Source organism: Capnocytophaga sp. oral taxon 329 str. F0087 (assembly GCF_000213295.2).
In the GTDB taxonomy this organism is placed as follows: Bacteria; Bacteroidota; Bacteroidia; order Flavobacteriales; family Flavobacteriaceae; genus Capnocytophaga; species Capnocytophaga leadbetteri_A.
Genome location: NZ_KN390009.1, coordinates 1 through 21,524, shown reverse-complemented (window position 1 = coordinate 21,524; position 21,524 = coordinate 1). Strand labels below are relative to the sequence as shown.

The following is a 21,524-nucleotide window of genomic DNA, read 5'->3' as shown; positions in this document are numbered from 1 at the left end:
TAAAAAATGAATAAAATCAACCTTTTACTATTGTTGGGCATTACTGCTACAGGCTGGGCGCAACAACAGACCCTTCAGAAAGGGTGGAAATTTAGCAGAGAGGATGATCCTCAAGCAGCCGAAACGCTTTATAACGATGCTAAATGGCAACGCGTAACCGTCCCTCACGACTGGGCTATCTATGGCCCTTTTGATATGGAAAACGACATTCAGCGCACCGCTATTAAGCAAGACGGACAAAAAGCGGCTATTGAGCATACAGGTCGTACCGGCGGACTACCCTTTGTAGGCGTGGGCTGGTATCGCACGCAGTTCAATGTGCCCGAACTCTCTGCCGATAAGCAGGTGTTCATACAGTTCGATGGGGCAATGAGCAATCCAGAAGTATTTGTAAACGGACAGAAAGCGGGTGAGTGGCACAATGGCTATAACACTTTCTTCTTAGATATTACTCCTTATGTAAAAGCTAAAGACAATACCCTTGCGGTGCGTCTGAACAACCTAACCCAAATGTCGCGTTGGTATCCAGGGGCAGGGCTATACCGCAATGTGCATATCATCACCAAAAATAAAACGCATATCCCTATATGGGGCATACAGATTACTACGCCCGAAGTAACCCAAGACTTTGCTAAAGTAGTGGTAAATACAGAATTTGTATCAGCTAAAAAAGGGGCTCTTGCGGCAGAAACTACTATTTTCAACCAACAAGGGGAAAGAGTAGCCCATACTAATACCAAAGCAACGGCTTATACTACCGATAAGATTACGTCAGAAATGTACATCGATAAGCCTCGCTTGTGGGACATCGGCGCGCCTAATCTTTACAAAGCCGTTACCAAACTCTATGAAGACGGTCAGCTGAAAGACGAGGTAACTACTACCTTTGGCGTTCGCACTATAGAGCTTAAGCCTAATGATGGTTTATACCTGAATAATCGCAAAATTAAAATACAAGGGGTGTGTATGCACCATGATTTAGGTCCTTTGGGTGCGGCTGTTAATGAGAGTGCAATACGCCGACAATTGCTAATTTTAAGAGATATGGGCGTTAATGCTATCCGTACCTCACACAATATGCCTGCCCCTGAATACGTACGCTTAGCCGACGAGATGGGTATGCTATTGGCTGTAGAGAGTTTTGATGAGTGGGCGATACCTAAAGTAGAGAATGGCTATCATTTGTACTTCAAAGACTGGGTTAAAAAAGACCTTACGAACCTTGTGAAGCACTATCGCAATAACCCCAGCGTGCTGATGTGGTTTATTGGCAACGAGGTAGAAGAACAAAGTGTAGAGAGTGGCTCGCAAGTAGCCTACTACCTACAGAGCATCATACAGCAGCTCGACCCTACACGCCCTGTGAGCAATGGTATGGACAGACCGCACGACATCTTGCGCAACAATATGGCTGCTACTATGCAGTTGGTAGGTTTTAACTACCGTCCGTTTAAGTACCAAGAAGCCTATAAGAAATTGCCACAACGCTTGTTGTTGGGTAGTGAGACAGCCTCTACTGTTAGTTCGCGTGGAGTGTACAAATTCCCAGTACAGCGCAAATCAATGGCTAAGTACCCCGATATGCAATCTTCTTCTTATGACGTAGAGCACTGCGGTTGGTCTAACTTGCCCGAAGATGACTGGATACACCAAGAGGATTTGCCTTATATGATAGGCGAGTTTATCTGGACAGGCTTCGACTATCTCGGCGAGCCAACGCCTTATTACGTAGAATGGCCTTCACATAGTTCTTACTTTGGGGCAGTAGACTTAGCGGGACTTCCTAAAGACCGTTTTTATCTATATCGTTCACACTGGAATAAAGAAGCCGAAACCCTACACATCTTACCGCATTGGAACTGGGAGGGGCGTGAAGGTGAAGTAACTCCTATCTTCGTTTATACTAACTACCCTTCTGCTGAATTGTTCATCAATGGTAAGAGTCAAGGCAAACGCAGTAAAGACCTTTCTATAAAAATAGAGGAGAAAGAGAAAGACGGCAATCCGTCAGACCTAAACCGACAAAAACGCTACCGCCTAATGTGGATGGATACTAAGTACGAACCTGGTACTCTGAAGGTAGTAGCTTATGACGACAATGGCAAGGCTGTAGCCGAAAAAGAGATACATACCGCTGGCAAGCCTTACGCTTTGCGCCTCAGCACCGAGTACAAAACAGAACTCAGCCCTAATAGCGATGAGTTGGCTTTCATTACCGTAGAGGCGGTAGACAAAGACGGCAATCTATGCCCTACAGTGAATGATTTAGTAACCTTTACCGTAAAAGGTGCGGGTACTTATCGTGCTGCTGCTAATGGCGATGCTACCTGCACCGATCAATTCCACTTGCCTAAGATGCACCTTTTCAACGGCAAATTAGTAATGATGGTACAAGCAGGCGATAAAGCAGGTACCATAAATGTAGAGGCTAAAACTAAGAAATTAAAAGGAACGATTTCTATAAAGTAAAATAGCAGTATTATCTTTTCTGAAAAAAGGAATAGTATATATGAAAAGTATATTTAGAGTAGGGGAACGCGTATGGGTATCCCCACAACTTACAGGCAAACCCGATTGGGTAGAGGCTACGGTTACGCAGATAGATAATAATCCTTTTGTAGGAGTAGTTATCAATGTGAAAACTGATATAGGAGAGCTTTTTTTTGAAAAAGAAGATATGTTTAAACCTTTAGAAGCCTTAGAATTATGCACGCTATAGCTTTTGATTTAATTATCTCTGAGCTTAAAAAGCACTATAAAGACCCTTATAACAATGCTTATGCTGAAATAAAGAAAGTGTTAGAAGAAAATGGTTTTTATTGGATACAGGGGAGTACTTATGCCACAGAAGGTGATTTAAGAACACTCTTCAGAGCGATACAAAGTTTGAAAAAACTCTCTTGGTTTTGTCTTTCAGTCAGAGATATACGCGCTTTCAAAATAGAGGATTATTCTGATTTCACAGAAGAGTTTAAAGAAAATACTAATAGTTAATGCAAGAACAAGAATATCAAATATATGGCATTAGGGCGGTGATGGAAGCGCTTGAAGCAGGTAAAACCCTCGATAAGGTGTTTGTGCAAAAAGGTTTGCAAGGCAACCTTTTCAGAGAACTGCTATCACTATTGCAGCAATCACAAGTGCCGGTGCAGTACGTACCTGTCGAGAAGCTCAACCGCCTTACTAAGAAAAATCACCAAGGGGTAGTGGCTACCCTCTCGCCAGTTGATTACCACAATTTTGAGGATTTGGTAATATCGGTTACCGAAAGTGGGGCTACACCACTCTTCCTGCTCTTAGACCACCTTTCGGATGTGCGCAACTTTGGGGCTATCATCCGTACGGCTGAATGTGCAGGGGTGTCGGGTATTATTATCCCTAAGCGCGGTAGTGTGAGCATCACGGCCGATACTGTCAAAACCTCTGCGGGGGCTGTCTTTCGGGTGCCTATCTGTAAGGTAGAAAACCTTGTCGATGCTGTGTATTACCTACAAGGTAGTGGCATTAGGGTGGTAGCCGCTACTGAAAAGACTAACCAATTGCTATATGCTGAAGATTTTAGCGTGCCTACCGCTATCGTAATGGGGGCAGAAGATGTGGGCATCTCACCTGCTGTGCTGAAAGTGGTAGATAGCAAAGCTAAACTGCCAATGAAAGGCGAAATAGGGTCGCTAAATGTATCGGTAGCCTGTGCCGTCTTTTTGTATGAAGTCGTTAGGCAGAGAGGTAATTAACCCTTAGAAAAATGTTTTTTGACTATCAGCGCAATAGAGGTATTTTAGCACTTTTGGTATTGATGGTTGTAGGGCAGCTGGTGTTTTATTATTGGCCTATCTCGTCATCATTTGCTGAGGTCGAAGATACTCGTTTGCAAAAGGAGTTAGATTCGCTACGGCAGCTGGCAGCACGCCATAAAGATACTATTTATCCTTTTAATCCTAATTTTATCAGCGATTATAAAGGCTTTAAATTAGGACTTACCACAGCGCAACTCGATAAGCTGCAGGCATTTCGCGCAGCAGGCAAGTACGTTAATTCTGCTGAAGAGTTTCAGCGGGTTACGGGTATTTCTGATAGTCTGCTCCGCCGTATAGCTCCTGCCTTTCGTTTCCCCGAATGGGTAAAAAACAAGAGAAAAGAGAGTGAGCAGAAAACAGCCGCACAGCACTTCGAAAAGCAAGACATCAACACCGCTACTCAAGAGGAATTGATGAAAATATACGGTATAGGCGAGGGATTTTCTAACAGGATACTAAAATACAAAGAAAAGCTACAAGGTTTTACCTATATAGACCAAGTGGCAGAGGTATACGGACTTGAAAAAGAAGTATATGAGCGAGTGGCAGCACGTTTTGAGGTGAAAACACCACCCGTGATAGTCAAAAAAGACCTCAATGCGATAAGCAGATACGATTTGAGCAAGATACCCTACATAAAATATGGCGAAAGCAATAAAATAATAGGCTTGCGCTCAGAGGTAGGAATGTTCAAACACCTCGATGACCTTTTGCAAATAGAGGGGTTTGATGAGGCGCGCATCAAAAGATTAGCCTTGTATTTGTACGTGGACAACTAAAAAAACAAATTTGCTAGTTGTAATTATTTTTGTACTTTTGCAATTTAATAAAGAAAAGAAATTAACGAATGAATTTTAGCTATTCAGAAACACAGCTAATGGTAGCTCAAGCTGCTAAGGAGTTTGCCGAAAAGTATGTACGTCCACACGTAATGGAATGGGACGAAAGTCAGGAATTTCCTATAGAGGTATTCAGAAAAGCGGGCGATTTAGGCTTTATGGGGGTCTTAGTGCCTGAAATATATGGTGGTTCAGGCTTAGATTACCACGATTACATCGCTATAGTAGAAGAGATTTCTAAAGTAGACCCTTCGATAGGGCTTTCTATAGCAGCTCATAATTCACTTTGTACAAATCATATTTTAAGTTTTGGCAATGAAGAGCAGAAACAGCGTTGGTTGCCTAAGTTGGCTTCAGGTGAATGGATAGGCGCTTGGGGTATCACTGAGCACAATACAGGTTCTGACTCTGGCGGTATGGCTACTACAGCCGTAAAAGACGGTGATAGCTGGGTACTGAATGGGGCTAAAAACTTCATTACTCACGGCAAAAGTGGGCAGATAGCAGTCGTTATTGCACGCACTGGCGAGAAAGGCGATAAGCACGCTATCACTGCCTTTGCAGTAGAACGAGGAACCCCTGGTTTTAGCAGTGGTAAAAAAGAAAACAAACTCGGTATGCGTGCTAGCGAAACGGCAGAGCTTGTTTTTCAGGATTGTAGAATACCCGATGCTAACCGTTTGGGCGAAGTAGGCGAGGGCTTCATACAAGCGATGAAGATATTAGATGGCGGACGCATCTCTATAGGGGCACTGTCACTCGGTATTGCTAAAGGGGCTTACGAGGCAGCACTGAAGTACGCTAAAGAGCGCGTACAGTTTGGCAAACGCCTTATCGAGCTACAAGGGGTGGGCTTTAAGCTGGCTGATATGGCTACCGAAATAGAAGCCTCAGAGCTCTTGCTACACAAGGCGGCTTACCAAAAGAACAACCATCAGCGCGTTACCCTATCGGGGGCTATGGCTAAGATGTACAGTTCTGAAATGTGCGTACGCGTAGCTACTGAAGCTATACAAATACACGGAGGCTATGGGTATACAAAAGATTTTCCGGTAGAAAAATTCTTCCGCGACTCTAAGTTATGTACCATAGGCGAGGGGACTACTGAGATACAAAAATTGGTAATTAGTAGACAAATAGATAAATTGTAAATAGAAAATAAAGAAGAAAACATTATGTTATCTAATTCAAGCAAATATGCCATCAATGCAGTGATATATCTTGCCGCTAACTCATCAGAAAGCAAGCGTATAGGGGTAAAAGAAGTAGCCGATGCGCTACATATACCACTCCCTTTTTTAGCAAAAATACTTCAAGCCTTAGTGCGCAAGAAAGTAATAAGCTCTAACAAGGGGCCTGGAGGTGGCTTTTGGCTGACCGATGACGAGAAAGAGCAACCCTTAATGCGTGTAGTAGAACAGATAGGCGAGGCTGATAAGTTTATAAAATGTGCAATGAGCCTACGCCCTTGTTCTGATGAAAAACCTTGTCCGCTACACACTTCGGTACAGCCTTTCCGCGATAACTTTAGAAAAGAGCTGACAGAAAATTCTATTGCTGACTTTGCTGAAAAAGTAGTGAATAAAGAAGCGTTTCTGTTTGCTATAGAAGAGGATAATTAATGAGCAAATGAGTCAATTTGCCAATAAAATAAGCAATATAAAAATAATTATATATGGAAAATAGTAAATTTTTTAACATTTTGGGTTGGGTAGCTATGGCTGCTTCAATTGGTATGTATGTGTCATACATACCACAAATCGGTGATAACCTTGCAGGACACAAAGGAAATCCTGTACAGCCTTTGGTAGCAGCTATTAACTGCTCATTATGGGTGGTGTATGGTTTCTTCAAAAAACCGAAACGTGACTATCCTATATTATTAGCAAACTTACCAGGTATTATCTTTGGTCTTATTGCTTTTGCAACTGCTTTGTAATTAGGAACGCCATATACTTTGCCAAAGTCTTTACTTATGGGCTTTGGCAAAGTTTAAAATACTTATAGTCTCTACCTTGTTAATTAAAAAAATATGTTACAACTAAACACTATTAGAGAAGAGAAAGACCGCGTACTTGCGGGACTTAAAAAGCGCAACTTCAAAGAGTTGGGGCTTATAGATGAAATTATCGCCTTAGACGAGAAACGCCGCAGCACTCAGCTGGCGCTTGATGAGTCGTTGGCAAAATCGAATACACTTTCTAAGGAAATAGGTAGCCTCTTCAAATCAGGAGAGACTGAAAAAGCGAATGCGCTAAAAGCTGAAACAGCTACTCTAAAAGATACTATTAAAACGCTAACCGATACGCTTAATGGTACTGTTGAGAGTCTAAACGAATTGTTATACCGTGTGCCTAATATCCCTAATGACTTGGTGCCCGAAGGTACCTCAGAGGCTGATAATGTGGTGGTGTTTGAAGCAGGCGAAATACCTAATTTAGGCAAGGACGCTTTGCCTCACTGGGAGTTGGCTAAGAAGTACGACCTCATTGATTTTGAATTGGGTGTTAAGCTCACTGGGGCGGGATTTCCTGTTTATAAGGGTAAAGGAGCAAAACTGCAGCGCGCCCTTATCACCTACTTCCTCGATAAGAATACTGAAGCAGGTTATAACGAATACCAAGTACCTCACGTAGTAAATGAAGCCTCAGGTTATGGTACCGGTCAGTTGCCTGATAAAGAAGGACAGATGTACCACGTAGGGGTAGATAATCTTTACCTTATTCCTACAGCTGAAGTGCCTGTAACCAATATTTTCAGAGATACATTGCTCAATGAGAGCGATTTGCCTATTTGTTGTACTGCCTACACGCCTTGTTTCCGCCGAGAAGCTGGTAGCTATGGGGCACACGTGCGCGGACTGAACCGTTTGCACCAGTTCGACAAGGTAGAAATCGTGCGTATAGAGCACCCTGACCATTCGTACAAAGCACTTGAGGGAATGATAGAGCACGTGAAAGGCATACTAAATGAGTTGAAGTTGCCATATCATATTTTGCGTTTGTGTGGTGGTGATTTAGGTTTTACTTCGGCAATAACCTATGATTTTGAGGTGTATTCTACAGCTCAAGAGAAATGGTTAGAGATAAGTTCGGTGTCTAACTTCGAAACTTTCCAAGCCAACCGACTTAAATTGCGTTTCAAAGATAACGAAGGCAAAAACCGATTAGTGCATACCCTCAACGGTAGTTCGCTTGCTTTGCCTCGTGTGTTGGCAGGTATTCTAGAAAACTACCAAACCCCTGAAGGCATAGTAGTGCCAGAAGTACTCAGAAAATATACCGGTTTTGATATAATTAGCTAATTAACTAATTTTTGAAAAACATAACCAATGAGAATTATTGCTAAGAAAACTATTATTGATTTTTATACAAAGCACGCGGAAGCAAAAATACCTCTTGAAGATTGGTATAATAAGGCAATGATTGCAGAGTGGTCTTGTTATGCAGATATTAAAAGAGACTTTAATAGTGTAGATGCTGTAGGTAATGGTAGATTTGTTTTTAATATAAAAGGGAATCACTTTCGGTTAGTAGTACATATTTTATTTGTGCCTAAAATTATATACATACGTTTTCTAGGTACTCATAAAGAATACGATAAAATTGAGAGTATAAATAAAATATAACATTATGATAGAGAATGAAATACAATATAATGCAATAATGGCACGGATTGGAGAGCTTTTGCAATTGGTCTCTGATGAAACTTCTGAAAACGACCCTAACTATATAGAACTAATGGTACTGACAGATATTGTAGAGAGGTATGAAGATGCAAATTACCCTATATTAGTTGATGAGTCGATAAGACAATTTTCTGATGAGACAATGTGTCAATTAATAGATTAGCAAATCATTGATAAATAGAAAATGAAAGAAAATACTCTTGAAGTAGCTTTAAGAAAGGAGGAGGTAGCTGATTTTGTGAGTCGTTTTAAAGAAGAGGAGTCCCTTAGTACTCAGCACCTTATTTTGCTGCTTTCAGAAGATGAAAAGTGGACAGCAAAAGACCTAAAGCCTTTAGTATCTATAGCTAAACAGCATAGCAAAAAACACCAAAAATCAATAGCGGTGGTAAGTGCTGAATTAGTATATGAGGGGACTGAAGTAGAACTAAATTTAGCTCCCTCTCTGCAAGAAGCCTACGACCTTATAGAAATAGACGAAATAGAACGCGACTTATGGAAGTAACAATATTGGGTTGCCATAGCGCTACCCCTCGCTCTAACGCGCGCCCTTCGGCTCAGTTGCTAGAAATGCGCGGACACCTCTTCTTGATAGATTGTGGGGAGGCTACCCAAGTAGCATTGCGCAATGCCAATGCTAAGTTTGCTCGCATTAAGCATATCTTCATATCGCATCTGCACGGCGATCATTTCTATGGGCTTTTTGGGCTTATCTCTACTTTTCAACTTTTAGGGCGCGAGGCAGAAATGCATATCTACGGACCTAAGGGTATCAAAGAGGCGGTGCTGCTTATCCTCAAGCTGGGGGGTGCTTATACCCCTTTCCCTTTGTACTTTCACGAACTTTCTGGCAAAGAGCCTGAGTTGCTCTATGAAGATGATAAAGTATCAGTCCGCACCATTCCACTACAACATCGTGTGTATACTAATGGTTTTTTCTTTCAGGAAAAAGAAGGAGAACGCCGACTGAATATGGATGCTATACAGCAATACCCTGAAATAGAAGTATGCGACTATCAGAATATCAAAAATGGTAAAGATGTAGTATTGAATAGTGGAGAGGTTATTGCTAATGAGGTACTTACTTTTGCACCTCAACGTCCGCAAAGCTATGCTTATTGTAGTGACACCCTCTATTTTGAAGGGTTAGCTGCTGATATACAAGGAGCAAGGGTGGTATATCACGAATCTACTTTCTTAAAAAACAACGAAGAGTTAGCCGCTAAAACAATGCACGCTACAGCCTACCAAGCAGGACTTACCGCTAAGAATGCCGGTGCCGAAGCCTTGATATTAGGGCATTACTCTTCGCGTTATGCTGATGTCAATCTTTTCAAAGCCGAAGCTCAAGAGGTGTTCCCTAATGTACATTTGGCTGAAGACGGCAAGAAAATTGTATTCAACTAAAACTAAAAAATGGATGTTTTTAACCTTTCTGTAGCTTCGATACCACAACTGCGCATTGCCTTTATAGGTGTAGGAGTGCGTGGTATTGAGGCAGTGAAACGCTATTTGCAGTTAGAGGTGCAGATAGTTGCCATAGCTGAGGTGGGCGAAGAAGCTATGCAAAAAGTAAAAGCCCTTACGGCACATCTACCCGTGCAGCCAGCCTATTATACCGCTCCTGATGACTGGCGAAAACTATGTGAACATCCTAATATTGATCTTCTTTATATTTCGACTCCTTGGCAACAACACGCCCCTATGGCTATCTATGCAATGCAATGTGGCAAGCACGTAGCTATAGAAGTGCCTCTGGCAATGACCATAGCCGACTGTAAGCGTATCGTCCGCACAGCTGAAGAAACGCAACGGCACTGTATGATGCTTGAGAATGTGTGTTATGACCACTTCGAATTGATGAGCATTGAGCTGGTAAAACAGGGCAGACTGGGCGAATTAGTACACGCAGAGGGGGCTTATATACACGACTTACGACACTTAAACTTTAGGCAGACAGACCGCGATATAGAGCGGGGCAAGTGGCGAATGCAGTACAGCAAAACCTTTGAGGGCAATCCTTATCCTACGCACGGCATCGCGCCTATTTGTCAGGCGATGGGCATACTGCGCACCGACCGCTTAGAGAGTCTTGTATCGATGTCGTCTTTAGCTGTAGGGATGCGCGAATATGCCGAAGAGCATTTTGGCAAAAATTCGGCAGAAGCCCAAGCACACTACACTGGCGATATGAATATAAGTCTGTTGCGCACCGCCAAAGGCAAAACTATAATATTACAACACGATGTAACCAATCCGCGTCCTTACTCGCGTATCTTTATGCTCAGTGGCACTAAAGGTTTTATACAGAAATATCCTGCCCCTCAGCTTTATTTTGACGATAGAGAGGAAAAACAGCTTACTCCCGATGAAATTACGGCTTATTTAGAGGAATACGAACACCCTTACTATCGCGAAACAGCCTACCTACGCACACTACTTCCTGACCAAAAACCAATGGACATCGTAATGGATTACCGCTTGGTGTACTGCCTGAAGAATGGCTTACCATTAGACCAAAATGTATATGATGGCGCCCTATGGTCGTGTATAGCAGAACTTACTCAGCAATCAATAGCAGGAGGAAATTGTGTAGTGCCATTTCCAGAGTTTTAAAAATCAAAAAATATTTTTTATCTTTGCCGCAAACTAATGTCTAACGACTAAAAACTAAGTATATGAAATTCAACGAGTACAAACACTTAGACCTTACTAAGATAGCAGAAGAAATATTGGCTTTTTGGAAAGCCGCTAACATCTTTGAGCAGAGTATCACCTCACGCGAGGGTGCTGCTCCGTTCGTGTTTTTTGAAGGACCACCATCCGCTAATGGCGTACCTGGCATTCACCACGTGATGGCGCGCTCTATTAAGGATATTTTCTGTCGCTATAAAACTCAGAAAGGATTTCAAGTAAAACGCAAAGCAGGTTGGGATACCCACGGCTTGCCCGTAGAACTCGGGGTAGAGAAAGAACTCGGTATTACCAAAGAAGATATAGGCAAAAAAATAAGCGTAGAGGACTACAACAAGGCTTGTAAGGAGGCCGTGATGCGCTATACCGACATCTGGAACGACCTTACCGAGAAGATAGGCTATTGGGTGGATATGGAAGACCCTTACATCACCTATAAACCCAAATATATGGAAAGCGTTTGGTGGCTTTTGAAACAACTCTACAATAAAGGATTGCTATACAAAGGCTATACCATTCAGCCTTATTCGCCTAAGGCAGGTACCGGCTTGTCATCGCACGAGCTCAACCAACCGGGCTGCTACCGCGATGTGAGCGATACTACTGTTGTAGCACAGTTCAAAGTGAAAGCATTGTCAGCAGCGGCAGCCAAACTATTGGGCAACCCTACCGAGCCTATCCATATCCTCGCTTGGACAACTACCCCTTGGACATTGCCTTCTAACACCGCACTAGCTGTAGGCAAAGAGATTGAGTATGTACTGCTAAAAACATTCAATCAATATACTTTTCAGCCCATTACTATCATCATTGGTAAACCGCTTTTGGCAAAACAATTCGGCAAAAAGTTCGTAGAGGGTGATGCAGAAGCCTTAGCAGCTTATACGCCTGAAAGCAAGATAATTCCTTACCAAATATTAGGAGAATGCAAAGGCGCAGACCTCGTGGGTACTACTTACGAGCAACTTATTCCTTGGTGGGCTCCTGCCGAAAACCCTACTGAGGCTTTCCGTGTGATTGCAGGCGACTTTGTTACCACTGATGATGGTACAGGTATCGTACATATCGCTCCTACTTTTGGTGCTGATGACGCCCGTGTAGCCAAAGAATATGGTATCCCCCCAATGTTGGTAAAAGACGCGCACGGCAACCTCATTCCGCTGGTAGATTTGCAAGGAAAATTCATTGAAGGGCACAATATTCCGGAGGCTTTTGCCGGTAAATATATCAAAAATGAGTATTACGATGCAGGGCAAGCGCCTGAAAAATCGTGGGATGTGAGTTTAGCGATTCTCCTCAAAGAAGAAAACAAAGCCTTCAAAGTAGAAAAATACGTACACAGCTATCCGCACTGCTGGCGTACTGATAAACCGGTGCTGTACTACCCGCTCGACTCGTGGTTCGTACGTGTAACCGATTTCAAAGAGCGTATGTTCGAGCTCAATGAAACCATCAACTGGAAACCTAAGGCTACCGGTGAAGGGCGTTTTGGCAACTGGCTCAAAAATGCTAACGACTGGAACCTTTCGCGTTCGCGCTATTGGGGTATCCCGCTACCTATTTGGCGTACTGACGATAAGCAAGAGGAAATCTGCATAGGTTCGGTAGAAGAACTAAAAGCCGAAATACAAAAAGCTATCACGGCAGGCGTGATGACTGCTGACCCTTATAAAGATTTTGTAGTGGGCGACAACTCCGAAAGCAATTACGATAAGGTAGATTTGCACAAAAATATAGTAGATAACATAGTGCTCGTATCGCCTTCAGGCAAGCCAATGCACCGCGAAAGTGACCTTATCGACGTATGGTTCGACTCTGGGTCTATGCCGTATGCACAATGGCACTATCCTTTTGAAAACAAGGACTATATAGAAAATCACACCGCCTATCCAGCCGACTTTATAGCGGAGGGGGTAGACCAAACACGCGGTTGGTTCTATACACTTCACGCCATTGCTACTTCGGTATTCAATAGTGTGGCGTACAAAAACGTAGTGTCTAACGGTTTGGTACTCGACAAGAACGGACAAAAGATGTCGAAACGCTTGGGCAATGCGGTAGACCCCTTCACTACCATAGCCGAGTATGGCGCCGATGCCACTCGCTGGTATATGATTTCTAACGCTAACCCTTGGGATAACCTCAAGTTTGACTTGGAAGGGGTAGCCGAAGTGCGCCGTAAGTTCTTCGGTACGCTCTACAACACTTATTCATTCTTTGCGCTCTATGCCAATACCGACAGCTTCACTTATGCTGAAGCCGATATACCACTGGCTGAACGCCCTGAAATAGACCGCTGGATACTTTCGGAACTCAATACCCTCATCAAAGAAGTAGATGCACTATATGCTGATTATGAGCCTACCCGCGCTACTCGCGCTATTTCAGATTTTGTACAAGAAAACCTCAGTAACTGGTACGTGCGCTTGTCACGTCGCCGTTTCTGGAAAGGGGAGTATGAAGCAGACAAGATAGCCGCTTACCAAACGCTTTACACCTGTCTAGTAACCATCGCCAAACTGATGGCGCCTGTAGCACCTTTCTATGCCGATAGATTATACAAAGACTTGGTGAGCGTTACCGGTAAAGAAAACAAAGAGAGTGTACACCTCACCGACTTCCCCGTAGCTAACGAAAGCTACATCGATAAGTCATTGGAAAGCAAGATGCAGAAAGCGCAGACAATCTCGTCCTTAGTACTATCGTTGCGCAAGAAAGAAAGCATCAAGGTGCGTCAACCTTTGCAAAAGATAATGATACCGATAGCTAACGCTACCGAGCGTGCCGAAATAGAAGCCGTAGCAAACCTCATCAAGCACGAGGTGAATGTGAAGGAAATAGAACTCTTGGAAGATGCATCGGGTATATTGGTAAAACAAATCAAGCCGAACTTCAAGACCTTAGGCCCTAAGTTTGGCAAGGATATGAAAGCTATTGCCACAGCGGTACAAGCCTTTGGACAGGAAGAGATAGCACAGTTTGAAAAAGCACAAACATACAGCTTGCAACTACCCGACAAAGCAGTTACTTTAAGTTTGGACGATGTAGAAATCAGTACCCAAGATATAGAAGGCTGGTTGGTAGCCACCGCAGGCAGTCTGTTGGTAGCTTTAGATATTCACATCACCCCTGAATTGCGCCAAGAGGGTATCGCCCGTGAGTTGGTGAACCGCATTCAGAATATCCGTAAGGACAACGATTACGACATCACCGACCGTATACAAATACGCCTTCAAGCGCAACCTGCCCTACAAGCAGCCGTTACAGCCAACGAAGCCTATATCAAGAACGAAACCCTTACTGATAGCATCAGTTTTGTAGAGAGTCTGCCAGAGGGAGAAGAAATAGCCTTCGACGAAGTAACAACAAGAATAGTAGTTGCAAAATCATAAGCTAATGATACACTTTGCCAAAGGTTTATAGCCCGTGCGGCTGGCACCTTTGGCAAAGTTTTTTAATAATAACCCATAAAAAATATTTTACCGATGAAAAAAATATCTCTAATTATTTTTGTTTTGTTTTTGATAACCCTATCTTTTTCTTGTTCTAAGAAAGAAGATGAGCAAAAACCAGATAGTGGTCATAGGTCTAAAAACGGGATTGAACTTTTAGCAGAACAAGCAGGTATTCCTAATGACATTCAACTAACAGGAGCATTAGAAGAAGGGAAATCTACTTTTATAAGTGGTAGAAAAGGTAATACTTTTTACTTTTATAAAATTGAGGATAGAAAAATAATAGTACAACATCAAGAAGCTATTCCTAATGCTGTAGAGATAGAGGGAAGAACAATTGAAGTATCAAAAGTTAAGTCTAATATAATGAAGCATAAAGATGGAAGTATTTTTGCTTGGATAGGAGATGTGAACTTTCCTGATGGTTATTATGTAAAGCTTTTTGTTTTCATGATAATAAATTTAAAGAAATAGAGAAGAAAACTCTTTTATTTGATATAAGAAAAAGGGAGGGTGAGGGTTATTTAATAAGAAAGGAACGTACATTGTATGAAAAAGGGTTCTTATACGATAATGATTGGAATCTTTTAGGATATATGGAAAATTCTCTTACCAAAAATGCTGTTGAGTATATTACATTAAAAGGAGATAGAAAAGTTACATTGCTAAAAATTCAGGGTAATAAAATAGAACAATTACCTTTTGACAATAAAGATGTTGAAGCAGAATTAATGAATACAAATGATAAACTTATTAATATAAGGTTTGTACAGAAAGGCTATTCATTAATTTTTGTAGATGGACACTTATTTGAGGAAAATGAAACAGGATCAAACCATAGAACTTTTACTGACATAACATATATTACTCAAAAAACAGAGAGAGAATTGTTACTATATAAAATAGAGAATAGTAAAATTATAAAAGAATATAAAGTCAATATCCCTGAAAGTATTTCTATCGATAAAGGATTTGGAGAAACAGAATATATAAAAACAAATCAGCTGCTTTGGAATATAGTAAAGAGTAATAATAATATATTTTTAATGGCGTTCAAAGAGAATAAAGATCCTTATGCTCAAAATAGGTATTATTATTTAATATATCTATTTAATCAAGAAACTCTTAAAAAAATAGATTTCAAAAATAGACTTTTACGAATTGAGAATATTGAAATATGGGGAGAATTTGGTTTTAAGATACATACAGAAATAGCTATTAATGGTAGAGAGCTTAGTAGATATTTCTTCTATGACAATAATTGGGAACTATTATATGCTTCGGAAACAGAATTAAAGTTAGTGAATAACTTAGATAGCGACGATCCATCTTTCAGTAAATACTATTTCCTTTTGAATTCTGAGGAAATTATATATTTCTACAGAGATTCTTTCAGCAGAATTAATCTAAAAGATAATATTAAAAAATGGGAGCTAAGTAGTAATAGTGTAAAATCTTTTAATTCATTTCCTAAGAACACAAGATTAGATAATCTTAGTGTTTCAAAAAATGGGAATGTATGGACTTTTATGCAAAACTACACCTTACTGAATGGTGAAAAAGGAATTAAATCTATAAAGATTAATATAGAAACAGGAGAAGTAGTTAATTAGAAAATAAACAATAAATGAATACTATAGTGTAATAGTATTGATTATCATCAGTACCAGCAAATAGTAGACTTTTTTGCTACGATAGGGGTGGAAATAGAACCCTTATGGGGAGGTAACTTTGCAAGACGATGAAGTTCTTTTGCAAGCGTTAGATGAGGGTATAACACAAGCAGATAATAGGCTTTTGATACCCCATAATGAAGTAATGCAAGAAATAGACTTACTCATAAAAAGCTATCAAAAGTAATGAAAAAACTCTTTTACATATTTCTATTAATGTTTTCCTTGAGTACCTATGCCCAATCAGTACCTACTGACTGGGCTAAAATAGGCTTAAAAGGCAAGGTAAAATCGGTGAAAACTTCTATTTATTTTGCTGAGGCAAAAGATAACGATTTTATCAAAGGCACCCCTTTCTCTCAAGGAATTTATCCTCCTGAAAAAATTAAACAGTACAGCGAAATGGAACGAATGGGGGTAAAAGCTTTTTTCATACATTTTTTAGTAAATATTATCCCTTCGGCTATTACCTTTGATAAAAATGGTTTTATAACTGAAAAATGGCTCTATAATACTGTATCACCTAAGAAAATAGTGTATACTTACGACAAAAAGAATCACCTTATTGATAAATCGACGTTTGTACACGACTTTTTAGAGACAAAGGATACCCTTATTTATAACACCAAAGGGCAATTAGAAAAGGAAGTACTTGACCTGAAAACAAAAGATGAAACAATCTACACTTATACTTATAATGTTGATGGAGAGCTTATCCAAAGAAATTTTAAGAAAGTAGAAGACCTCCCTTTGTATAAGGAAATATACATTTATAACAATAAGAGACTTGTAAATAAAGAACTTTACCAATTCGACCAACTTATATGGCGAGGGCTTTATGAATATGGAGCAGAAGGAGAACTCATTAAAGCAATTTCGCAGAAAATAGACGACTTTATATGGCATTCTAAATATACTTATGACCAAAACAACCATCTGAAAGAGGAATATCTTTTGATAAATGAGAGTGAAAAAAATGGGTTTTTAAATAAGTTTGGTTCAGATAGGCGTTTGACCTATCATTTAACGTTTTCAACCAATTATCTTTGTGAATACAAATATACGGATGACAAGCAGGGTAATTGGGTGAAAATGATTACATATGAACAGGGCGTTCCTATACTTTACGTAGAACGAAAAATAGAGTATTTTTAATTTTTCAGAAGAAAAATATTTGTGATTGACAAAAAATATGTACTTTTGCAAAGTGATTTTTAAAAAATGAAACTTTTCTATTCTAAAATTCTTCTTTTCGGAGAATACGGTATTATCAAGAACTCTAAAGGGTTAGCTATTCCCTATAACTTTTATAAGGGTACGCTGAAGACCCTAGCAGAGTGCGAGCCAAACGGGCAGAAGAGAGAAGATGCCCACAAGTCTAATGAAGCACTCAAAGCCTTTGCCTCTCACCTCGAAACTCTAACTAATGAGGCAAACCCTATAGTGCGCTTCAATATCGAGAAACTCAATGCCGATATTGCAGACGGAATGTACTTTGATAGTAGTATTCCACAAGGGTATGGGGTTGGTAGTAGCGGTGCTTTGGTGGCTGCTATCTACAGCGAATACGCTATCGACCCTATTAGTGCCATTGATGACCTTACTCGCGAAAAGCTCCTCCAACTAAAAGCTATCTTTGGGCGTATGGAGTCGTTTTTTCACGGCACTTCTTCAGGCTTAGACCCACTGAATAGTTATTTGAGTCTGCCTATTCTCATCAACTCTTACGATAACATTGAGCCTACGGGCATTCCTACCCAAACTCCTGACGGCAAAGGAGCTGTATTCCTCTTAGATAGTGGCATCATAGGCGAAACCGCGCCAATGGTGCATATTTTTATGGAAAATATGAAGAATGAAGCCTTTCAAAAGATGCTCAAAGAAGAGTTTATCAAATATACTGATGCTTGTATAGATGATTTTCTGAAAGGACGCTTTAAATCGTTGTTTGGCAATATAAAAAGCCTATCAAGTATTGTGCTAAATCATTTCAAACCTATGATACCCAAGGAGTTTCATACCCTTTGGAAGCAAGGCATCGACACAGGTGATTATTTCTTAAAACTCTGTGGTTCAGGAGGAGGAGGCTATATTTTAGGTTTTACTGAAGATTTAGAAAAAGCCAAACGCACCCTTGCGGGACATAAATTAGAAGTAGTATATCAATTTTAATAATGAGCGATACAATAAAACACGAGTGCGGTATTGCGCTAATCCGCCTACTTAAACCCCTTGAGTTTTACAAGGAAAAATATGGTTCTGCTTTCTACGGAATCAATAAGATGTACCTAATGTTAGAGAAACAGCACAACCGCGGACAAGACGGTGCTGGTTTGGCGAGTATCAAGCTCGATATGGCGCCAGGTGAACGCTACATCAGCCGAATACGCTCGAATGCACAACAGCCTGTACAAGATATTTTCTCGCAAATAAATGAGCGAATCAATAAAGGTTTTAAAGCCAATCCTACTCTCAAAGATGATGTAGCCCAACAGAAAAGAGAACTCCCCTATATAGGCGAAGTCATTATGGGGCACGTGCGCTACGGTACTTTTGGTAAGAATAGTATTGAGAGCGTGCACCCTTTCCTCAGAGAGAATAACTGGATATACCGCAACCTGATAATGGCGGGCAACTTCAATATGACCAATGCTCACGAACTCTTCCAGAACCTCGTGCGCTTGGGGCAACATCCTAAAGACAAAACAGATACCGTAATAGTAATGGAAGGAGTGGGGCACTTCTTAGACGATGAGGTGGAAGAACTCTACCGAAGTCTGAAAGAAGAAGGCTTCAGCAAGCAGCAAGCCTCACCTTTTATAGCTGAACGCCTTGATATAGAGCGCATACTAAAGCGTGCTGCTAAGTATTGGGACGGAGGATATGCTATGGAAGGTATGTTTGGTCACGGTGATGCTTTTGTACTGCGCGACCCTGCTGGTATACGCCCTGCATTTTATTACCAAGATGACGAAATAGTAGTGGTAGCCTCTGAACGCCCTGCTATACAAACGGTTTTCAATGTAAAATACGAAGCGGTACAAGAATTACCTCCTGGTAACGCTATTATTATCAAGAAGAATGGCGAAGTAACCCTCAAAGAAATTCTTACCCCTACTGAGCGTAAAGCTTGTTCGTTTGAACGCATTTACTTCTCGCGAGGCAGCGACCAAGATATTTACCGCGAGCGCAAGACATTGGGCAAATTGCTCTATACGCGTATAGCTCAAGCTATTGATAATAACCTGAAAGATACTGTTTTTGCATACATACCCAACACCGCTGAAACAGCTTATCTCGGACTGATAGAAGAAGCTGAAAATCAACTTAACTTACAGAAATTAGAACAGTTAGCACAAGCTAATACCTCTGACTATGCTACTATACTCTCGCAGAAAGTCCGTACAGAGAAAGTAGCTATCAAAGATGTGAAACTGCGTACTTTTATCACTGAAGATAGCAGTCGTGATGATTTGGTAGCACACGTGTATGATATTACTTACGGGGCGCTGCAAAAAGGCGATACTTTAGTGATTATTGATGATAGTATTGTGCGAGGCACGACCCTCAAGAAGAGTATCCTTAGTATTTTGGGTAGGTTAGAGCCTAAAAAGATAGTGATAGTATCTTCAGCACCACAAATACGTTACCCAGACTGCTATGGTATTGATATGGCGCGTTTGGAAGACTTGGTCGCTTTTCAGGCAGCGTTAGCACTTCATAAAGAGCGCAATACCTATCATATTATTGAGGACGTTTATAAGAAGAGCCTCACTCAGGTAGATTTGACCGATGATAAGGTAGTCAATTATGTGAAAGAGGTGTATGCTCCTTTCACCGACGAGGAGATTTCAGATAAAATACGTGACTTGCTATTGCCTAAAGACTTCGCTTCAGAAGTAGTGGTGATTTTCCAAACCGTTGATAATCTTCACAAAGCCTGCCCTGAAAACCTCGGTGACTGGTATTTCACAGGCGACTATCCTACTGATGGAGGCAATAGAGTGGTAAACAGAGCCTTTATCAACTTTTACGAAGGAAATAAAGAACGAGCGTACTAATGAACATAGCTTTTGATGCCAAACGCGCTTTTCATAACACACGTGGTCTCGGCAATTATAGCCGAGACCTTATCCGTATTCTACAAGAACATAAGGTAGGGAAGCTCTTCCTTTTCAACCCCAAACCTGCCAAAACGCAGCGCCTTACCCTCGATGCCCAAACTACCGAAATTACCCCACAATCTTTCTTCTGGAAAAAGCTCAAAAGCCTGTGGCGTAGCGTAAAAATAACTGATATAGCTAGGCAGCTGCCTATTGATATTTATCACGGACTTTCAGGCGAGATACCCCGCAATATCCACAAGCACGTGCCTACAGTGGTTACTATTCACGACCTTATTTTTATGCGTTACCCTCAGCTGTATTCCTATTTTGATAGGAAAATACATTACCGCAAATTCTTCTACGCAGCCCAGCATTCGCAGCATATTATAGCCATTAGCGAGCAGACCAAGCGCGATATTATCGATTATCTGAAAGTGCCAGAGAGTAAGATAACAGTAGTGTATCAGGGCTGTCATCAGGCGTTTAAACAGGAGTATACCGAAGCCGAAAAAGCTGCTGTACGTGCCAAATATAGTCTGCCAGCGCGCTTTGTGCTGAATGTAGGAGCGATAGAGCCCCGCAAGAATGCCCTCGAAATAGTAAAAGCTATAGCCCCGCTGTCGGACTTGTCGCTGGTGTTAGTAGGAGCGCAAACCGCTTATTATCAGCAGATAGTAGCCTATTGCAAGGCACATAACCTATCCCACCGCGTGTTAGCCCTCAAGGGGGTATCGATGCAAGAGCTGGCGATGATTTACCAAATGGCTGAGGTTTTTTGTTACCCTTCGGTATTCGAGGGCTTTGGTATCCCTATTATCGAGGCGCTTTTCTCACGAGTGCCGGTTATTACTTCAGAGGGTAGTTGTTTTGCTGAAGCCGGAGGCGCGCATTCGTGCTATATTCGTTTAGATAAGGCTGCCGACGAGATACGCGAGGCGATAGTGCGCATCAGTAGCGACCGCCTTTTGCGTGAAGAGATGATAGAGAAAGGCTATGCCCACGCGCAACATTTTACTGACGAAGCCGTATATCAGCAGCTAATGGCAGTGTACAAGCAAGTTGCCCATTAGTTAATTTTAGAATATAATATAAAAAAATCGAACAGCTATAAACTGTTCGATTTTTTTATGTTTTAAACTTTTTGAGGACTACCCGTTTATGGTTTAGGGTGTATTTTAGCTGCGTAAGTACTCCATTTAGCGGCTCTTTTATAATCATCTACTGATATAGCAGGTACATAGATATTAGGGATTTCGTTGGCACTCAAGTTAA

The 21,524-nt window shown here is 41.2% G+C and carries 21 protein-coding genes; all 21 read left to right on the top strand.

The window, feature by feature from the left end; translation table 11 throughout:
• Positions 1–6: 6 nt before the first annotated feature.
• The 21 genes from HMPREF9074_RS06955 to HMPREF9074_RS06855 all read left to right on the top strand — a co-directional run bounded on the left by HMPREF9074_RS06955 (position 7) and on the right by HMPREF9074_RS06855 (position 21,322).
• Positions 7–2,469 carry a DUF4982 domain-containing protein gene (locus tag HMPREF9074_RS06955; RefSeq protein WP_009390312.1) on the top strand — a complete coding sequence of 821 codons (2,463 nt, stop codon included), beginning with the start codon at positions 7–9 and terminating at the stop codon, positions 2,467–2,469.
• A 40-nt stretch (positions 2,470–2,509) separates the two neighbouring features.
• Positions 2,510–2,719: a hypothetical protein gene (locus tag HMPREF9074_RS06950; RefSeq protein ID WP_009390313.1), complete on the top strand. Its 210-nt coding sequence runs from the start codon at positions 2,510–2,512 to the stop codon at positions 2,717–2,719.
• Positions 2,707–2,994, top strand: coding sequence for a virulence protein (locus HMPREF9074_RS06945; RefSeq protein ID WP_009390314.1), 288 nt, complete (start codon positions 2,707–2,709; stop codon positions 2,992–2,994). Before HMPREF9074_RS06950 ends, HMPREF9074_RS06945 begins: the two co-directional genes overlap by 13 nt.
• The gene (gene rlmB / locus HMPREF9074_RS06940) at positions 2,994–3,734 is read left to right on the top strand and encodes a 23S rRNA (guanosine(2251)-2'-O)-methyltransferase RlmB (RefSeq protein ID WP_009390315.1); all 741 of its coding nucleotides are present in this window, start codon (positions 2,994–2,996) and stop codon (positions 3,732–3,734) included. The genes HMPREF9074_RS06945 and rlmB overlap by 1 nt, the downstream gene beginning before the upstream one ends.
• A gap of 11 nt (positions 3,735–3,745) precedes the next feature.
• Positions 3,746–4,576 carry a helix-hairpin-helix domain-containing protein gene (locus HMPREF9074_RS06935; RefSeq protein WP_009390316.1) on the top strand — a complete coding sequence of 277 codons (831 nt, stop codon included), beginning with the start codon at positions 3,746–3,748 and terminating at the stop codon, positions 4,574–4,576.
• Between the two features lie 68 nt (positions 4,577–4,644).
• Positions 4,645–5,787, top strand: a complete 1,143-nt coding sequence (locus tag HMPREF9074_RS06930) for an acyl-CoA dehydrogenase family protein (protein WP_009390317.1) — start codon at positions 4,645–4,647, stop codon at positions 5,785–5,787.
• A gap of 24 nt (positions 5,788–5,811) precedes the next feature.
• Positions 5,812–6,258: an RrF2 family transcriptional regulator gene (locus HMPREF9074_RS06925; RefSeq protein WP_009390318.1), complete on the top strand. Its 447-nt coding sequence runs from the start codon at positions 5,812–5,814 to the stop codon at positions 6,256–6,258.
• A 53-nt stretch (positions 6,259–6,311) separates the two neighbouring features.
• Positions 6,312–6,575 (top strand): SemiSWEET family transporter, encoded by a 264-nt coding sequence (locus tag HMPREF9074_RS06920; RefSeq protein WP_009390319.1) that lies wholly within the window; start codon positions 6,312–6,314, stop codon positions 6,573–6,575.
• 93 nt (positions 6,576–6,668) lie between these two features.
• Positions 6,669–7,940, top strand: coding sequence for a serine--tRNA ligase (gene serS, locus HMPREF9074_RS06915; RefSeq protein ID WP_009390320.1), 1,272 nt, complete (start codon positions 6,669–6,671; stop codon positions 7,938–7,940).
• A 27-nt stretch (positions 7,941–7,967) separates the two neighbouring features.
• Complete coding sequence (locus HMPREF9074_RS06910) at positions 7,968–8,264, top strand: type II toxin-antitoxin system HigB family toxin (protein ID WP_009390321.1); 297 nt, start codon at positions 7,968–7,970, stop codon at positions 8,262–8,264.
• 37 nt (positions 8,265–8,301) lie between these two features.
• A complete protein-coding gene (locus tag HMPREF9074_RS06905) occupies positions 8,302–8,487 on the top strand; it encodes an XRE family transcriptional regulator (protein WP_231121863.1) in 186 nt (61 codons plus the stop codon).
• 21 nt (positions 8,488–8,508) lie between these two features.
• Positions 8,509–8,829 carry a hypothetical protein gene (locus HMPREF9074_RS06900; RefSeq protein ID WP_009390323.1) on the top strand — a complete coding sequence of 107 codons (321 nt, stop codon included), beginning with the start codon at positions 8,509–8,511 and terminating at the stop codon, positions 8,827–8,829.
• Complete coding sequence (locus tag HMPREF9074_RS06895; RefSeq protein WP_009390324.1) at positions 8,820–9,731, top strand: ribonuclease Z; 912 nt, start codon at positions 8,820–8,822, stop codon at positions 9,729–9,731. Before HMPREF9074_RS06900 ends, HMPREF9074_RS06895 begins: the two co-directional genes overlap by 10 nt.
• Before the next feature lie 9 nt (positions 9,732–9,740).
• Positions 9,741–10,940 carry a Gfo/Idh/MocA family protein gene (locus tag HMPREF9074_RS06890; RefSeq protein WP_009390325.1) on the top strand — a complete coding sequence of 400 codons (1,200 nt, stop codon included), beginning with the start codon at positions 9,741–9,743 and terminating at the stop codon, positions 10,938–10,940.
• A gap of 62 nt (positions 10,941–11,002) precedes the next feature.
• On the top strand, positions 11,003–14,410 hold the full coding sequence (gene ileS / locus HMPREF9074_RS06885) for an isoleucine--tRNA ligase (RefSeq protein WP_009390326.1): 3,408 nt from the start codon (positions 11,003–11,005) through the stop codon (positions 14,408–14,410).
• Between the two features lie 93 nt (positions 14,411–14,503).
• A complete protein-coding gene (locus tag HMPREF9074_RS06880) occupies positions 14,504–14,947 on the top strand; it encodes a hypothetical protein (protein WP_009390327.1) in 444 nt (147 codons plus the stop codon).
• Between the two features lie 122 nt (positions 14,948–15,069).
• Positions 15,070–16,086: a hypothetical protein gene (locus tag HMPREF9074_RS06875; RefSeq protein WP_009390328.1), complete on the top strand. Its 1,017-nt coding sequence runs from the start codon at positions 15,070–15,072 to the stop codon at positions 16,084–16,086.
• A 246-nt stretch (positions 16,087–16,332) separates the two neighbouring features.
• Positions 16,333–17,301, top strand: a complete 969-nt coding sequence (locus tag HMPREF9074_RS06870) for a hypothetical protein (RefSeq protein WP_009390330.1) — start codon at positions 16,333–16,335, stop codon at positions 17,299–17,301.
• A 66-nt stretch (positions 17,302–17,367) separates the two neighbouring features.
• A complete protein-coding gene (locus HMPREF9074_RS06865) occupies positions 17,368–18,318 on the top strand; it encodes a mevalonate kinase family protein (protein WP_009390331.1) in 951 nt (316 codons plus the stop codon).
• Between the two features lie 2 nt (positions 18,319–18,320).
• Positions 18,321–20,207, top strand: a complete 1,887-nt coding sequence (locus HMPREF9074_RS06860; protein ID WP_009390332.1) for an amidophosphoribosyltransferase — start codon at positions 18,321–18,323, stop codon at positions 20,205–20,207.
• Positions 20,207–21,322 (top strand): glycosyltransferase family 4 protein, encoded by a 1,116-nt coding sequence (locus HMPREF9074_RS06855; protein WP_009390333.1) that lies wholly within the window; start codon positions 20,207–20,209, stop codon positions 21,320–21,322. The genes HMPREF9074_RS06860 and HMPREF9074_RS06855 overlap by 1 nt, the downstream gene beginning before the upstream one ends.
• Positions 21,323–21,524: the final 202 nt, after the last annotated feature.

Coding starts and splice junctions, on each gene's coding strand:
- HMPREF9074_RS06855 (WP_009390333.1), top strand. CDS start 20,207: ATGAACATAGCTTTTGATGCCAAACGCGCTTTTCATAACACACGTGGT.
- HMPREF9074_RS06955 (WP_009390312.1), top strand. CDS start 7: ATGAATAAAATCAACCTTTTACTATTGTTGGGCATTACTGCTACAGGC.
- HMPREF9074_RS06945 (WP_009390314.1), top strand. CDS start 2,707: ATGCACGCTATAGCTTTTGATTTAATTATCTCTGAGCTTAAAAAGCAC.
- serS (WP_009390320.1), top strand. CDS start 6,669: ATGTTACAACTAAACACTATTAGAGAAGAGAAAGACCGCGTACTTGCG.
- HMPREF9074_RS06880 (WP_009390327.1), top strand. CDS start 14,504: ATGAAAAAAATATCTCTAATTATTTTTGTTTTGTTTTTGATAACCCTA.
- HMPREF9074_RS06905 (WP_231121863.1), top strand. CDS start 8,302: ATGGCACGGATTGGAGAGCTTTTGCAATTGGTCTCTGATGAAACTTCT.
- HMPREF9074_RS06930 (WP_009390317.1), top strand. CDS start 4,645: ATGAATTTTAGCTATTCAGAAACACAGCTAATGGTAGCTCAAGCTGCT.
- HMPREF9074_RS06910 (WP_009390321.1), top strand. CDS start 7,968: ATGAGAATTATTGCTAAGAAAACTATTATTGATTTTTATACAAAGCAC.
- HMPREF9074_RS06875 (WP_009390328.1), top strand. CDS start 15,070: ATGGAAAATTCTCTTACCAAAAATGCTGTTGAGTATATTACATTAAAA.
- HMPREF9074_RS06950 (WP_009390313.1), top strand. CDS start 2,510: ATGAAAAGTATATTTAGAGTAGGGGAACGCGTATGGGTATCCCCACAA.
- HMPREF9074_RS06900 (WP_009390323.1), top strand. CDS start 8,509: ATGAAAGAAAATACTCTTGAAGTAGCTTTAAGAAAGGAGGAGGTAGCT.
- rlmB (WP_009390315.1), top strand. CDS start 2,994: ATGCAAGAACAAGAATATCAAATATATGGCATTAGGGCGGTGATGGAA.
- HMPREF9074_RS06935 (WP_009390316.1), top strand. CDS start 3,746: ATGTTTTTTGACTATCAGCGCAATAGAGGTATTTTAGCACTTTTGGTA.
- HMPREF9074_RS06865 (WP_009390331.1), top strand. CDS start 17,368: ATGAAACTTTTCTATTCTAAAATTCTTCTTTTCGGAGAATACGGTATT.
- HMPREF9074_RS06895 (WP_009390324.1), top strand. CDS start 8,820: ATGGAAGTAACAATATTGGGTTGCCATAGCGCTACCCCTCGCTCTAAC.
- HMPREF9074_RS06890 (WP_009390325.1), top strand. CDS start 9,741: ATGGATGTTTTTAACCTTTCTGTAGCTTCGATACCACAACTGCGCATT.
- HMPREF9074_RS06870 (WP_009390330.1), top strand. CDS start 16,333: ATGAAAAAACTCTTTTACATATTTCTATTAATGTTTTCCTTGAGTACC.
- HMPREF9074_RS06860 (WP_009390332.1), top strand. CDS start 18,321: ATGAGCGATACAATAAAACACGAGTGCGGTATTGCGCTAATCCGCCTA.
- HMPREF9074_RS06920 (WP_009390319.1), top strand. CDS start 6,312: ATGGAAAATAGTAAATTTTTTAACATTTTGGGTTGGGTAGCTATGGCT.
- ileS (WP_009390326.1), top strand. CDS start 11,003: ATGAAATTCAACGAGTACAAACACTTAGACCTTACTAAGATAGCAGAA.
- HMPREF9074_RS06925 (WP_009390318.1), top strand. CDS start 5,812: ATGTTATCTAATTCAAGCAAATATGCCATCAATGCAGTGATATATCTT.